At 34.2% G+C, this 14,394-nt stretch carries 14 protein-coding genes; 7 read left to right on the top strand and 7 right to left on the bottom strand.

What is annotated here, in order from left to right:
- Positions 1 to 13: 13 nt before the first annotated feature.
- The 3 genes from EKL95_RS04860 to EKL95_RS15025 are packed head-to-tail and all read right to left on the bottom strand — an operon-like array spanning position 14 to position 816.
- Positions 14 to 394, bottom strand: coding sequence for a YchJ family protein (locus EKL95_RS04860; protein WP_126463319.1), 381 nt, complete (start codon positions 392 to 394; stop codon positions 14 to 16).
- Positions 395 to 411: 17 nt separating this feature from the next.
- A complete protein-coding gene (locus EKL95_RS04855) occupies positions 412 to 654 on the bottom strand; it encodes a hypothetical protein (RefSeq protein ID WP_126463444.1) in 243 nt (80 codons plus the stop codon).
- A 12-nt stretch (positions 655 to 666) separates the two neighbouring features.
- Complete coding sequence (locus EKL95_RS15025; protein WP_197037251.1) at positions 667 to 816, bottom strand: hypothetical protein; 150 nt, start codon at positions 814 to 816, stop codon at positions 667 to 669.
- Positions 817 to 1,196: 380 nt separating this feature from the next.
- On the opposite strand from EKL95_RS15025, the gene EKL95_RS04850 reads away from it, so the two are divergent.
- On the top strand, positions 1,197 to 4,022 hold the full coding sequence (locus EKL95_RS04850) for a PAS domain S-box protein (RefSeq protein WP_126563667.1): 2,826 nt from the start codon (positions 1,197 to 1,199) through the stop codon (positions 4,020 to 4,022).
- A complete protein-coding gene (locus tag EKL95_RS04845; RefSeq protein ID WP_126563666.1) occupies positions 4,019 to 4,414 on the top strand; it encodes a response regulator in 396 nt (131 codons plus the stop codon). Before EKL95_RS04850 ends, EKL95_RS04845 begins: the two co-directional genes overlap by 4 nt.
- A gap of 191 nt (positions 4,415 to 4,605) precedes the next feature.
- On the opposite strand, the gene EKL95_RS04840 is transcribed toward EKL95_RS04845, so the two are convergent.
- Complete coding sequence (locus EKL95_RS04840; protein ID WP_126463326.1) at positions 4,606 to 5,151, bottom strand: hypothetical protein; 546 nt, start codon at positions 5,149 to 5,151, stop codon at positions 4,606 to 4,608.
- 196 nt (positions 5,152 to 5,347) lie between these two features.
- Between EKL95_RS04840 and EKL95_RS04835 the strand changes: the two genes are divergently transcribed.
- Positions 5,348 to 6,877, top strand: a complete 1,530-nt coding sequence (locus EKL95_RS04835) for a S10 family peptidase (RefSeq protein ID WP_126563665.1) — start codon at positions 5,348 to 5,350, stop codon at positions 6,875 to 6,877.
- Positions 6,878 to 7,007: 130 nt separating this feature from the next.
- Complete coding sequence (locus EKL95_RS04830) at positions 7,008 to 8,198, top strand: NAD(P)/FAD-dependent oxidoreductase (RefSeq protein WP_126563664.1); 1,191 nt, start codon at positions 7,008 to 7,010, stop codon at positions 8,196 to 8,198.
- 6 nt (positions 8,199 to 8,204) lie between these two features.
- On the opposite strand, the gene EKL95_RS04825 is transcribed toward EKL95_RS04830, so the two are convergent.
- Together EKL95_RS04825 and EKL95_RS04820 are read right to left on the bottom strand one after the other, a co-directional pair.
- Positions 8,205 to 8,588, bottom strand: coding sequence for a DUF3037 domain-containing protein (locus tag EKL95_RS04825; protein ID WP_126562034.1), 384 nt, complete (start codon positions 8,586 to 8,588; stop codon positions 8,205 to 8,207).
- A complete protein-coding gene (locus EKL95_RS04820; RefSeq protein WP_126563663.1) occupies positions 8,566 to 9,360 on the bottom strand; it encodes a HipA family kinase in 795 nt (264 codons plus the stop codon). The genes EKL95_RS04825 and EKL95_RS04820 overlap by 23 nt, the downstream gene beginning before the upstream one ends.
- A 482-nt stretch (positions 9,361 to 9,842) precedes the next feature.
- On the opposite strand from EKL95_RS04820, the gene EKL95_RS04815 reads away from it, so the two are divergent.
- On the top strand, positions 9,843 to 11,192 hold the full coding sequence (locus tag EKL95_RS04815; protein ID WP_126563662.1) for a TlpA family protein disulfide reductase: 1,350 nt from the start codon (positions 9,843 to 9,845) through the stop codon (positions 11,190 to 11,192).
- Positions 11,193 to 11,219: 27 nt separating this feature from the next.
- Here the strand turns inward: EKL95_RS04815 and EKL95_RS04810 are convergent, their stop codons facing one another.
- Positions 11,220 to 12,068 (bottom strand): NAD(P)H-hydrate dehydratase, encoded by an 849-nt coding sequence (locus EKL95_RS04810; protein ID WP_126563661.1) that lies wholly within the window; start codon positions 12,066 to 12,068, stop codon positions 11,220 to 11,222.
- A 285-nt stretch (positions 12,069 to 12,353) separates the two neighbouring features.
- On the opposite strand from EKL95_RS04810, the gene gcvT reads away from it, so the two are divergent.
- Both gcvT and EKL95_RS04800 read left to right on the top strand, forming a co-directional pair.
- Positions 12,354 to 13,436, top strand: coding sequence for a glycine cleavage system aminomethyltransferase GcvT (gene gcvT, locus EKL95_RS04805; protein ID WP_126516245.1), 1,083 nt, complete (start codon positions 12,354 to 12,356; stop codon positions 13,434 to 13,436).
- A 58-nt stretch (positions 13,437 to 13,494) separates the two neighbouring features.
- Entirely contained in the window at positions 13,495 to 14,208 is a 714-nt protein-coding gene (locus EKL95_RS04800; protein WP_126454832.1) for a YebC/PmpR family DNA-binding transcriptional regulator, read from the top strand.
- Positions 14,209 to 14,394 lie beyond the last annotated feature (186 nt).

The following is a 14,394-nucleotide window of genomic DNA, read 5'->3' as shown; positions in this document are numbered from 1 at the left end:
CAAAAAAAGCTACCTAAAAAAATTGTCCGTCCACATAAAACCAACATCCATTTTCAAGTTTGAAAGTAGAAAATTCATGATGAATTTGTTTATGAAGTTTGGTGTCTAAAAAATGAGCTTTGAATTCTACCGTGTTCTCTGTGGATTCTATAATTTCCAATTGCTGCCATTTATTTGAGGTGGCCCAATTTAGAATTTCAGATTTTGAATGCTGCTTTCTCACCGTAATATGGGTCGTGGCTAACAAATAATCTACTTGATGCGTTGCATAAGCTGAATATCTGGAACGCATTAAAGACTCCGCAGTAGTCGCTTTTTTTACTCCATTAATAATGGGTTCACAACAATCCTGGAAATTTTTATCAAAACCGCAATAACATTTATTTTTGATCATTCTTTGATAAAATTCGTCTAAATGGATTCGGTTGCCTGTCCATTTAACCCTACTATTTTTTGATGCAACTGGTTCAACAAGACTTGATAGCGGCTTATCTCCATTAGGTCTTCATCCTCTTCGGCAAAATCCAGGAGTTCATCTAATTGCTCGCTAACTTCTGCTAATTTAGTATTGGCTTCCCGGGCATTTTTTTTAGCAATAAAATCTATTATTTGCTGAACGCCACTTTTTACTTCGCTAAATTTATTTTTTTCCATGATGTAGTTACATTATTTTTCTGAAGCCTTATCTTCATTAAATTTTTTAGTGATTTGCTTTAGTTTTTCCTTGCGCAGCATTTCAGCTTGTTTTAATTTATCCTGCGCTTTGTGCAACTTATCGTTGTGTTTTTTAATATTTCTTTCGTTATTTCTACTCATGCTCTTGCGCTCTAAATTATCAAATGTTGAATCAATTTTTCGATTCAAAAACTACTGCAAAGTTCGGTTTAATTATTGAAATTAAAATTGTTTTTAGTTTGATAGTGCTTCTTTTAATTGTCAACAGGCTACTTTACGCTTTAAATTTTCAAATGGGCTTTGAAATATCTTCTCCGTAGTGTACTTTTTTTTTGCGAAAATCATTTTTTTTTGATATCAAAGATTATGAGGCAAATACTGTAAATACACTAAAAAATATATAAAACACAAAAATTGATACTGCAACTAAATCAAAAAAAAAAATATACTTTAATCTTTATTTTTTATATATTTATTTTTTTAATGATATTGCCTCAAAAACCTACTAAAAATACTACATAATGTCTAAAAAAAAACATAATAAATTCATCCGATGGTTTATAGACAAGCCCAGGACAATGGGCTTCATGACATTTCTCATTTTAAGTTGTCTCACTGGTTTCATCGTTTGGCAGCAATACCAACTAATAAAAGAAGATGAACAACGCGAAATGAATACTATTCTTCATTTTGTTCGTCAAAACATTCATCAATCGCTTAAAAACTGTTACACTTCAACGTTAACATTAGCACTGACCATCAATGACAAAGGTGTTCCTGAAAATTTTGATTCCGTAAGTAAAAAACTGATTGAAACAAATACCGACATCAGTGCAATTCTGCTGATTCCTAATGGAATAATTAAGTACATCTATCCTTTAAAAGGCAATGAAGCATCCTTAGAATTAAATGTTTTAACAGCACCACATCAAAAAAAGGAATCTTTAAAATCTATAAAAACCCGAAAAATGTATTTTGACGGGCCTTTGAAATTAAAACAAGGCGGAATGGGAATTATAGGACGGTTTCCAGTATTTGAAAACAATAAATTTTGGGGATTTTCAGCCATTATCATTACATTAGAAACTTTTTTAGAAACTTCAGGGATAACAGATATTGATGATTCTAAATATTACTTCCAGTTTTCAAAATTTGATAATGAAAAAGAAATTTTCTATTTGCCCATTAGAACTGAATTTTCAAAAAATTATACTATTTCAACTTCTATTCCGGATGGCAACTGGAAATTATATCTGATATCAAAACACGAGAATTACCTCTATCCTCAAATTTTAATTCCTGGAATTATTGGTGTATTTTTTGCTGCGCTTTTTGGTGTTTTACTATTTATAGTACTGAAAATACCAAAAGAATTGCAGTCTCTTGTAAATACTCAGGCCACAAAATTATTGAATTCTGAAATAAAATTTGAAGCCATATTTGATCAGGCACCTGTAGGAATAGCGCACATAAATTCCTTAACCGGTAATTTTATTGAAATCAATAACCAATATTGCCAATTATTAGGATATTCTGAAAAGGAAATGAAACACTTAAATTTCCAATCAGTAACGCACCCCGATGATTTAGAACAAGATTTAATAAAACTTGAAAAACTCCGGAATGGTGAAATTACTGAGTATTCAGTGGAAAAACGGTATTTTACAAAAACTGGTACTATTCTTTGGGTCAATCTTACGGTATCAGCACTCTATAAAAAAGCATCCACTAATATCGCTATTATAGAGGATATTTCAATAAAAAAAGAAGCGGAGCAATTAATCAAAAAAAGTGAAGACCGGTTCAAAAGCCTTTTTCTGGACTCTCCATTACCTCTTAGAGAAGAGGATTTTTTAGATGTTAAAAAATATCTGGAGGAATTAAATTTGTTTGGGGAAAACAAAGAAAAGGTAACAGAATATTTCAACAATAATCCCGCAGTTGTTGACAAATGTCATTCTTTAATTAAAATTATCAATGTTAACAAAGCTAACTTGTTGCTTTATAAGGTTTCCTCATTAGAGGAATTAATAAGTATTAAAGGAGAATTGTTTAATATGAAGTCCAGAGAAGATTTCATAAAAAATTTGGTCTCAATTACTCAATATAACAAACAATTTATTATTGAAACCGTAATAAAAGATTCAGAAGGCAAATTACGGGACATTAACTTAAGATGGAATGTTATTCGTGGTTATGAAAAAACATTTGAACGAATCATTGTTTCCACATTAGACATTACTGATCGAAAATACTCTGAAAAAATAATTATAGATTCACAACAAAGAATTGAATCCTTGATAAATACCGTTGATGGAATTGTATGGGAGTGTAATGCTACTGATTTTTCTTTTAATTTCATTAGTCAGAAAGTTGAAAACATATTAGGTTATACCCCTGAGGAATGGCTTAAAAGCCCTACTTTTTGGAGTGACCATCTCTATTCAGAAGATAGTGAATGGGTTCAGAATTATTGCACTATACTAACAAATGACAAGGCAGACCATGATTTTGAGTATCGGATGGTAGCCAAAAATGGGGATGTAGTTTGGCTGCGTGACATCGCAAATGTTGTCATTGAAAATGGTAAAGCAGCAAGATTACGAGGCATTATGATTGATATTACTAAAACAAAAGAAGCTGAAAAAGAGTTAAAATCATCCTTTACTCTTGTTACGGAACAAAATAAAAAATTGCTGAATTTTTCCTATATCGTTTCTCATAACTTAAGATCACATACTAGCAATATTACTTCAATTATAGGATTAATCACCTCCTCAGAATCCGAAGAAGAAAGAGCGGAAATGATGGAACTTTTAAAAACAGTCTCTAGTTCGCTGAACGAAACCATGTTACACCTGAATGAAGTCGTAAACATAAGCACAAATATTGGTTTAGTATCCGAACCTTTGAACCTAAAACAGTACATTCAGATAACACAAAATGTACTTTCGGAACAAATTATGGCCCATGAAGTCACTATTATTTCAGCCATTTCAGATCAAATAATGATAAATTATAATCCGGCTTATCTGGAAAGCATACTTTATAATATTATTTCAAATTCTATTCGTTACAGACATCCCTTGCGAAAACCCATCATAAAAATTACTTTGATTATAGAAAACGAGATGAAAGTCCTTCAAATTTCGGATAACGGCATTGGGATTGATTTGGTTAAAAATGCCGATAAAATTTTTGGAATGTACAAGACCTTTACCCCTAATTCTGATTCAAAAGGAATTGGATTGTTTATTACTAAAAATAAAATTGATGCTATGGGAGGAAATATCACCGTGGAAAGTGAACCCGATATTGGAACAACATTTAAAATCTATATTCAATGACAAAAAAAGCAATCTGGATAGTCGATGATGATGCCATTTACCAAATTATCGTAAATAAAATAATTCAAAGGTCCGAAATATTTTCGAGGGTTTCATCATTCAAAAATGGAAAAGAAGCAATTGACCATCTTCATATTGCTGTAGAAAATAACGCTGCCCTTCCGGATATCATTTTATTGGATATTAATATGCCAATAATGGACGGCTGGGAATTTATGGAAGAAATGGGACTTATAAAATCTTTATTTGATAAACAAATCATTGTGTATATCGTGAGTTCCTCCATTGCAGTTGAAGATAAAAACAAATCTAAATCATATAAAAATATTCTGGGATACCTGTCTAAACCTATCACTACTAATGATTTATTATTGATTTCTTTATGTGATTAAAAACACGAAGCAGTCTATTAAGTAAGTCGAAAGTTTAAAAGTCGTAAAGTCAAAAGAATTAACTTTAAGTAAAACGAGTTTAAATCAGATTGTTACATAATTTTATCCTGATTTTAAAACACGACATTATACCATGGTTATTACTTAAAAGGCGAAAAATCAATATTTTTCAGATGATTCCGTGGCTGGCATCAAATGAATTCTTTTTTTATTTCCTCTAACGTTTTAGTGGTAAAAATTAATTGATTGATAATTTTCTCTCTCAAAAGATCAATATCGTCGCAATCAAAATAGTTAGCCCACGAAGTCAGATTGAATAAATTTCGGATCTGCTTGATGCGTTTAGTGGTTTCAAAACTGGTTCTCAAGATCGCTTTTTTATCATACTTTGGATTATTTCTGTGTTGGTAATTGACTGTTTTCTTTAGATAATTTGCTTCTAAATAATAGAGTTCTTCTATAGCATTATCTGGATAAAAACGATCCCAAGAAGCATAACCCAATTTAATTTTAGAAATTGTTTCTGGTTCTAAAGGTTCTAATCGCCATTTGCTATTAGCTAATCGTCCCCAATGATTGGACAACCGATACATTCCCGTTTTAGTATAATAATATTTACTGCCCGATTTGCTGTCATACTGAATTTTCAATCCATTTATAGCATCAATAGAAATTTCATCAAATACGCAGAAAGTATTTTTGAAAGAATTAGGGTTGGGACGAAAAATTTTATCCATGATGCAAAGGTAATCAGAAAATCAGGGCAAACACAACTGTTATTTGATTCCTATTCCAGGTGCTTAAATGACAGGTCAAACGCATTAAAATCATAATTCTGCATTCTTTTATAGATGCTCCAATAAAAAACAATACATTAGTGAAATTAAATTTTATCAAAAATTGTTGTTAAAAACACCTCAAACCGATCTCTTTATGAAAAAAACAGTACTATCGTTGCTCTTAGTTGGATTTTTTACGACAATGCATGCCCAACCATCAAAAACACCAGCAGCTACTCCTGCTCCAAAAGAAGAATATTCAGCTGCAAATCTTATTTTCAATCCGGATTCGCAGGTCATAACAGAACACAGCACAACTATCAAAGGTCAAAAAGTGCCTTACAAAGCCACCACTGGGACGATGCCGGTTTGGGATGAGGATGGAAAAGCAATTGCCGGATTATTTTACACGTATTATGAGCGTTCTGATGTAAAAGATCGTGCTGCCCGCCCTTTAGTCATCTCCTTTAATGGCGGTCCAGGTTCCGCTTCGGTTTGGATGCAGATTGCCTATACGGGTCCCACTTTAATTAATATTGATGATGAAGGCTATCCGTTACAGCCTTATGGAATCAAGGAAAATCCATATTCAATATTGGATGTTGCCGATATTGTTTTTGTAAATCCTGTTAATACCGCCTATTCAAGAGCGACAAGTAAAGAAATACCAACCACTAAATTCTTTGGTGTAAATGCCGACATTAAATACCTTGCTGATTGGATTAATGGATTTGTATCCCGAACCAATCGTTGGGCTTCACCCAAATATCTCATTGGTGAAAGTTATGGTACTACGCGTGTTTCCGGATTGGCACTAGAATTACAAAATAGTGAATGGATGTATTTGAACGGCGTTATTTTAGTATCGCCAACTGAATTGGGAATCACTCGTGGAGTCGCTTCTGAAGCTGCGCTGAAACTGCCTTATTTTGCTGCTACGGCTTGGTTCCACAAAAAATTACCTGCTGATTTACAGAACAAAGATTTAACGGATATGCTGCCTGAAGTAGAAGAATTTACCATAAATGAACTGCTTCCCGCAATGAGCAAAGGAGGCGCATTGGACGATCAAAAAAGAAAAGAAATCGCGTCCAAAATTGCGCGCTATTCCGGACTTTCGGAAAAAGTGGTTTTACAAAATAATTTAGATGTTCCCTATGATTATTTCTGGAAAGAATTGTTGCGCGATCAAGGATTTACCGTAGGAAGATTAGATTCTCGTTACAAAGGAATTGACCGTAAAACCGCTGGTGACAGTCCTGATTTTAATGCCGAACTTACTTCTTGGCTCCACTCCTTTACTCCTGCCATCAATATGTACTTGCGCAATAATTTGAATTACAAAACCGATTTCAAATACAATATGTTTGGTTCTGTGCGGCCTTGGGATGATTCCAATGATAAAACTGGAGAAAACCTGAGACAAGCCATGGCTCAAAATCCGTATTTGCATGTAATGGTTCAGTCCGGCTATTATGACGGGGCTTGTGATTATTTCAATTCAAAATACAACATGTGGCAAATGGATCCAAGCGGAAGACTAAATGACAGAATGTCCTGGAAAGGTTACAGAAGCGGTCACATGATGTATTTGAGAAAAGTAGATTTAGAAACTGCCAACGAGGATATCAGACAATTTATAAAACAATCCTTGCCGAAAGCCGGAGAGTCGGCAAAATATTAGTGGATAAAAAATTTCTAAAAAGGCTGTTCAAAATTATTTTGAACAGCCTTTTTTATTTTTTACATATACATTGGCTAATATAAAAATACGTAACGGCATTTACGGGAAAAACAAAACCTATTTTTGTGACGTGAAAAAATCAGTTTCAATTATTGGAGGAGGACCCGCAGCACTTATACTGGCTGCATTATTGGATTGTGAGAAATTCAAGGTTACAGTCTACGAAAAAAACAAAACACTGGGAAGGAAATTTTTGGTGGCCGGAAAAGGGGGATTTAACCTCACCCATTCGGAACCCATTGCTGAATTGATTGCACGCTATACACCACCTCATTTTTTGGAAAAAGCATTGCTTAATTTTGATAATGAAGACTTTAGACAGTGGATAGATACCATCGGTATCCCAACCTATATTGGCAGTAGCAAACGAGTATATCCTGAAAGTGGCATCAAACCCATAACAGTACTCAACGCAATTCTGGATGTTTTGACTAAGCAAGGTGTCGCTATTCAATACCAACACACCTGGACGGGCTGGAGGAACAAAGATGACATCGTTTTCAATACAGATACAGCAATAAAATCCGACTATACCATTTTTGCCCTGGGCGGTGGTAGCTGGAAGATCACCGGTTCTGATGGTACCTGGCTAGATTTATTTGAAAGAGAAAATATTCCTATCGTTGCTTTTCAATCTTCGAATTGTGCGTATCGGGTGAACTGGCCGGAAGATTTCATCTTGGAACATGAAGGCAGTCCGCTTAAAAATATTGCGATTAGCTGTTTGAATAAAAGACAAAAAGGCGAAGCGGTTATCACACGTTTCGGTTTAGAAGGAAATGCTATTTATGCACTTAGTCCATACATTCGGGAAGAATTGGAAAGCCAACAAAAAGCTACAATTTTCCTAGATCTCAAACCAACCTTATGTCATGAAGATTTGCTTGACAAAATTAGAAAATCAACTTTTAAAAAGACGAGCGAAACATTACAGAAAGAAGTAAAATTGAGTCCCGCGCAAATTGGACTTTTGAAAAAATACCTTTCGAAAGAAATCTACTTGAATCCAGAATTATTGGCTCAAAATATTAAAAAATTAAGCCTCGAAATTACCGGTGCTGCGTTATTGAACGATGCGATATCAACAACAGGCGGTATCCAACTGAATGCTGTGGACGAAAATTTTCAACTAAAAGATAAAAAAAGTAATTATTGCATTGGTGAAATGCTCGACTGGGATGCACCTACCGGAGGCTATCTCTTGCAAGCTTGTTTTAGTATGGGAATGCACCTCGCGCGCCACTTAAACAGTCTTTCTTAGATTTTATTACAACACCATTTCTTCAAACAAGCGTTGTGTTGTTTGTTCCAAATCATCACACAATCCTGGATGTGGTCTTGAGGTTTGAATGGCGGAACTGCGAAGTGCTGTCAACCAACGGAAACGCGATGGAATATCAAATTGTCCTATTGGTCCTCCTGATTTTTCGCCATGCGCTACTTTGGCAAATGCCAGTATATTTAAATGCAATTGTTCTATATCCAAATCGTCCGAAAAAACTTGGAGTTTGGATTCATTTACTGCATACAAAACCTTGATGAATTTTGCTTTTTTACAAAACAGAATAATACCCACATTGAGGAATTCTTCGCGTTCTACCCTAGGCACAACCCGGATTACGGCATACTCATATAAGTGCTTTTCTTGCATTTTGTGCTTCGTTTATAAAAATTTCGGAATGGTTCAAACGCGTTATTAAAAACTGAAAATAGACTTCCCGAATTGCATCCGGAGTTTCATCGGTATCTTCCCAATGGAGCCATACTTCCGGAATCAGATTCACGATATTTTGCAATACATCGTCAGTCATTATTTTTTTAAATGCTACATCAGTTTCTATTAATAAAGAAGCCTGAGGCAACAAAACATGGTCTTTAATCAGTGCAAAAGGACTTTGTGCTTGCTTTTCCCAATTGGTCCACGAATGATGAAAATAAAGACTTGCGCCGTGATCAATAAGCCATAATTCTTTATGCCAGATCAACATATTGGTGTTTCTAAAGGTTCGGTCCACATTGGTGATAAAAGCATCTAACCAAACAATTTGGGAAGCTAGTTTTGGCTCTACTAAAGTGACAACAGGATCAAAATTTATGGCTCCCGATAAATAATGCAATGCCAAGTTAAGTCCTTGACTGCCTTGAAGCAAGTCCTGAATTTCTTCATCGCCTTCGGAACGTCCAAAAGCTTCGTCGAGATTTGCAAAAACGAGTTCCGGCATTTTTAAGTTTAATACACGAGCAATTTCTCCACCGATTAATTCGGCAATTAAGGCTTTTACGCCATGTCCGGCACCTTTGAATTTCAGTACATATTTAAAATCGTCATCGGCTTCAGCGAGCGCGGGCAAAGAGCCACCTTCCCGCAAAGGAGCGATGTATCGTGTAACATTTACGGTTCTAAGATGTGGTATTTTTTCCATAATCAAATTGGATAAAGCAATTTTGCTTGGATACAAACTTACAAATAAGTGAGAAGAATTTCGTGTCTATTTTGCAAAATGATTGCTAACAATCTGTCAATCTGACGAAAAATTAACCTTATCAAGAATATTTTTTATTGCTAAATTGTATCAATAATAAGTTGAATAAATTAGCTATTCATAAAAAAATTACCGGAAACTACAATGATATTCCTCCCTCGTCGGAATGACAAAAGGAAAAGAAATAAAATGAAATGGTAAAAGACAAAATACTACTCCAAGTTTTCTATACTCAAAAAAGCTTTCCCAATATTCGCAATCACATCTGAAGCGATAAAAGATTGATAGCCGTTTATGTTAATACACTATTCGTGTCTAAATTTAAAAAAGCAAACAATCCCTTTTTATTTAATTATCAAAGAATTAAGTACTAATTTTTAAGAAATAGTTTATATTTGAGTTATTATTAAAAATAAATCTCAATGAAAAAAGTTATTTATCTATTGCTAATTTTAGTTTTAGCCTCATTTACAACTTCAAAAGAGCTAATACCAATTTCCGGGAAAATAACCAATACCGCGAACGGGACTATCAGTATAAAAGGAGAATTATTTGAGAAAAAAATCAAATTAAAAGCTGATGATAGTTTTTCAGAAAACATAAATATTCCATATGATGGAATATATACCCTTGAAACTGGTAAAAACAGTATACCAATTTATTTATCAAAAGAGACTAATCTAATGCTACTCGCTGATGATAACATTTTTAACACAAGTTTAAAATATAAAGGCAAAGGTAGTATCGAGAATCAATATATAATTGAAAAATTAAAGATAACCTCTCAAATTTCAGATGAAGAATTGTATAAATTGGATGAAATGGAGTTTCTGAATAAAGTGAATGAAATCAAAACTACTATTTCGGCCTTGTACAATACTATTAAATTTTCTAACGCCTATTTCAAAGAAAAAGAAGTTGCTAACATTAATTATTTAGAGCAAAAACACATACTATTTTATAAGAATTACCATCAACTTCATGCCCATTTAAAAGGGTTTCAAGTTTCAGATGTATTCCCGAAATTTGATAAAAAAATAGATTTAGATAATGATGCAGATTTTTTATTTTCCCATGAATACCAAAAATTAGCTACGTTAAAATTCTTTAATAATATAAAATTTAACGGAACTAATATTGATTTCATCATAGCTAAAATCATTAATATTAAAGTTCTTAAAAGTCAAAACCTTAAGAATTTCATAATTCATAATTCCATTTATGACATAAATATTGATAATGCCAATTATGAAAAAATATACCAAGAATATCTTTTCATTACAAATAATCCAAAATTAAAAGAGAGTCTTAGTGCTATTTATAATACCATAATAGCGACACAGCCTCACAAAGCATCACCACAATTTCATTACGAAAACCAAAAAGGAGGAAAAACATCTTTAGAAAGTCTAAAAGGAAAATATGTTTACATTGATGTTTGGGCAACGTGGTGTGGGCCTTGTCTTAAAGAAGTACCATCCTTGAAAAAAGTGGAAGAAGAGTATCAAGGTAAAAATATTCAGTTTGTTAGCATTTCTGTTGACAATATTAAAGACCGACAAAAATGGAGCAATCTTGTAAATCAAAAAAAATTAGGAGGAATTCAATTATTAGCAGATCTGGACTTCAGTTCTGAATTTATTAAAGCTTACGAAATAAAGGAAATTCCCAGATTTATTCTTATTGGCCCAGATGGCAATATTGTAAATTCAAATGCTCCAAAACCATCAGAAACCAAACTGATTGATTTGTTTAACGAATTGAAAATATAATTTTTTTTGAAACCTTTTTAAGAAATTTTATTCTGTAATACTCAAAAAAGCTTTCCCAATATTCGCAATTACATCTGAAGCGATAAAAGATTGATAACCCGTTTCTGGCAAGGCAATATCCGCGGTTAATCCGTGAAGATACACGCCAAGAATTGCGGCACTAATGGGTTCATAGGCTTGTGCCAAGAGACTTGTAATCATTCCCGTCAAAACATCACCCGTTCCAGCGGTTGCAAGCGCAGCATTTCCGGTGGTATTTTCGTAGAAAGTTTTACCATCAATGATTTGGGTGGGTGCACCTTTCATAACGATTATAATTTCGTGTTGTTTGGAGAAAGAGATTGCTTTATTCATTTTTTCTTCTTCGAAATGCCATTTTCCAATTAATCGTTCCAGTTCTTTGGGATGTGGCGTTAAGATTGTTTTGGGCGGTACTAAAGAAAACCATTCTTTGTTTTGGGATAAAATATTCAGTGCATCGGCATCAATCACTAAAGGCGTTTTATTTGTTTTTAAAAACTGATGCAGCGCATTTTGGGTTTCTACGGCCTGACCCAATCCAGGACCAATTCCGATGGCTTGTGGTGTAATGTCGAAAGTAATATTGGAAATTGATTTCTCCTGATTGTCAGTTAAAACCATGACTTCTGGGATTGAGATTTGTAAAATATCGTACCCACATTTCGGAATGAAAACGGTAACTAATCCGCAGCCGGTTTTCAAAGCTGCTTTAGAGGATAAGCTCACTGCTCCTATTTTGCCGTAACTTCCGCCAATGATTAAAGCGTGTCCTTGAATACCTTTGTGGGTATGTTTGTCTGGTTGTTTGAGGCGTTTTAGAATTTCTTTTTGGTCAATATAAATAGGATTCGTCATGGAAATTTATTTGTTTAAAATTACGAATTTAATAGGAAACAAATTCGTTATTTGAACCGAAATTCCCTAGCCCTGATTATAACGGAAATCCTTATTATACGCCTTTTTGGCGAATAATAAGATTGCAGTGAAAAGCAGGAAATAGCTCCTAAAAATACTTATTACAAATCCTACAGTACAGATTGTTCCGAAAACGTTTGAAACTTTAAACTTTGCTTCGCTCCGCCTTTGTCACCCGAAATAAAATCAATAAATTAGCAAAATTAAATTTTATAGAAAAACACAATGAAAAATACTGCGCTTACGCACATACACGAGAGTTTGGGAGCAAAAATGCTACCGTTTGCCGGATACAATATGCCCATTTTATATGAAGGAGTGAATGCGGAACATGAAACGGTGCGCAATGCCGTGGGTGTTTTTGACGTTTCTCACATGGGTGAATTCCTGCTTACGGGTCCAAATGCATTGGCTTTGATTCAGAAAGTGACTACAAATGACGCTTCGACTTTGACTATCGGAAAAGCGCAATATTCTTGTTTGCCAAATAATGATGGTGGAATTGTAGATGATTTGCTTGTTTATAAAATGAAAGATGAGCAGTATTTATTAGTAGTAAATGCGTCGAATATTGAGAAAGATTGGGATTGGATTTCGGCTCAAAATGATTTGGGTGTGGAGATGAAAAACCTTTCGGATGATTATTCATTATTGGCAATTCAAGGGCCAAAAGCGGTTGAAGCAATGCAATCGTTGACTTCAAAAGATTTATCTGCGATTCCGTATTACCATTTTGAAGTGGGTGAATTTGCGGGTATCAAAGATGTAATTATTTCGGCTACAGGATATACTGGTTCTGGAGGTTTTGAAATTTATTGCAAAAATTCAGAAGTAGAACAAATTTGGACTAAAGTTTTTGAAGCAGGTGCGGCATTTGGAATCAAGCCAATTGGTCTTGCAGCTCGTGACACGTTGCGATTGGAAATGGGTTTCTGTTTGTACGGAAATGACATTAATGACACGACTTCGCCACTGGAAGCTGGTTTGGGATGGATTACAAAGTTCACAAAAGAATTCACGAATTCAGAAAATCTGAAAAAACAAAAAGAAGCGGGTGTTTCTAAAAAACTGGTTGCTTTTGAAATGCAGGAACGTGCGGTGCCAAGACACGATTACGAAATTGTAGATGCAACAGGAAATGTGATCGGAATTGTAACTTCGGGAACGATGTCACCTTCAATGAATAAAGGAATAGGAATGGGGTATGTAACTTCAGAAAATAGTGCTTTGGAAAGCGATATCTTTATCCGAATCCGTAAAAATGACGTCCCTGCCAAAGTGGTAAAATTACCTTTTTACAAGAAATAAAATCATTGGATAAAGTTTAGAATAACTGTATTTTTGCAGTTCAAAATAAGAAATAGAAATGGGAAGAGCGTTTGAGTTTAGAAAAGGAAGAAAAATGAAACGTTGGTCAGCAATGGCCAAAGCATTTACCAGAATAGGAAAAGATATTGTAATGGCCGTAAAAGAAGGCGGACCAAATCCTGATGCCAATTCCAGATTACGAGCCGTGATCCAGAACTCTAAGGCAGTGAATATGCCAAAAGAAAATGTGGAACGCGCCATTAAAAAAGCAACCGATAAAGACACGGCCAATTATAAAGAAGTTTTATTTGAAGGATATGCACCCCATGGTATTGCCATTCTGGTTGAAACTGCTACTGATAATAATAACAGAACGGTGGCTAATGTTAGGAGTTATTTTAACAAATGCAATGGCACATTGGGAACACAAGGTTCAGTTGAATTTATGTTTGATCACACCTGTAATTTTAGAATCCCGGCAAACGGAATTGATCCTGAAGAACTAGAGTTAGAGTTAATCGATTTTGGTGCTGAAGAAGTTTTTGAAGACGAAGATGGTATTTTAATATATGCGCCCTTTGGAAGTTTTGGAACCATTCAAAAAGAATTAGAAAACAGAGGACTGGAAATTCTTTCTTCCGGATTTGAAAGAATCCCCCAAATTACTAAAAAACTATCGGAAGCTGAAATGGCCGATGTAGAAAAATTAATTGAAAAAATGGAAGAAGACGATGATGTCATGAACGTGTATCATACTATGGAAGAAGCATAAACTTAATTTCTACAATAACTAAAACTCTAGCTTCGGCTGGAGTTTTTTTGCCTGAAAATGTATGACTTTAAAATTAAGCCTCGGTCATTTATTGTTTTAAATATTCTCTGGAGTGTCCCATATCCTTTTTTATCAGGTGCTCAAGTAATAAATCAAAAATAAAAAAATACAATATTTAATTAAAAA

It is taken from the genome of Flavobacterium sp. LB2P53 (assembly GCF_003970305.1).
GTDB lineage: Bacteria > Bacteroidota > Bacteroidia > Flavobacteriales > Flavobacteriaceae > Flavobacterium.
The sequence above is the reverse complement of the archived record's forward strand: the minus strand, read 5'-3'. Positions and strand labels throughout refer to the sequence as shown.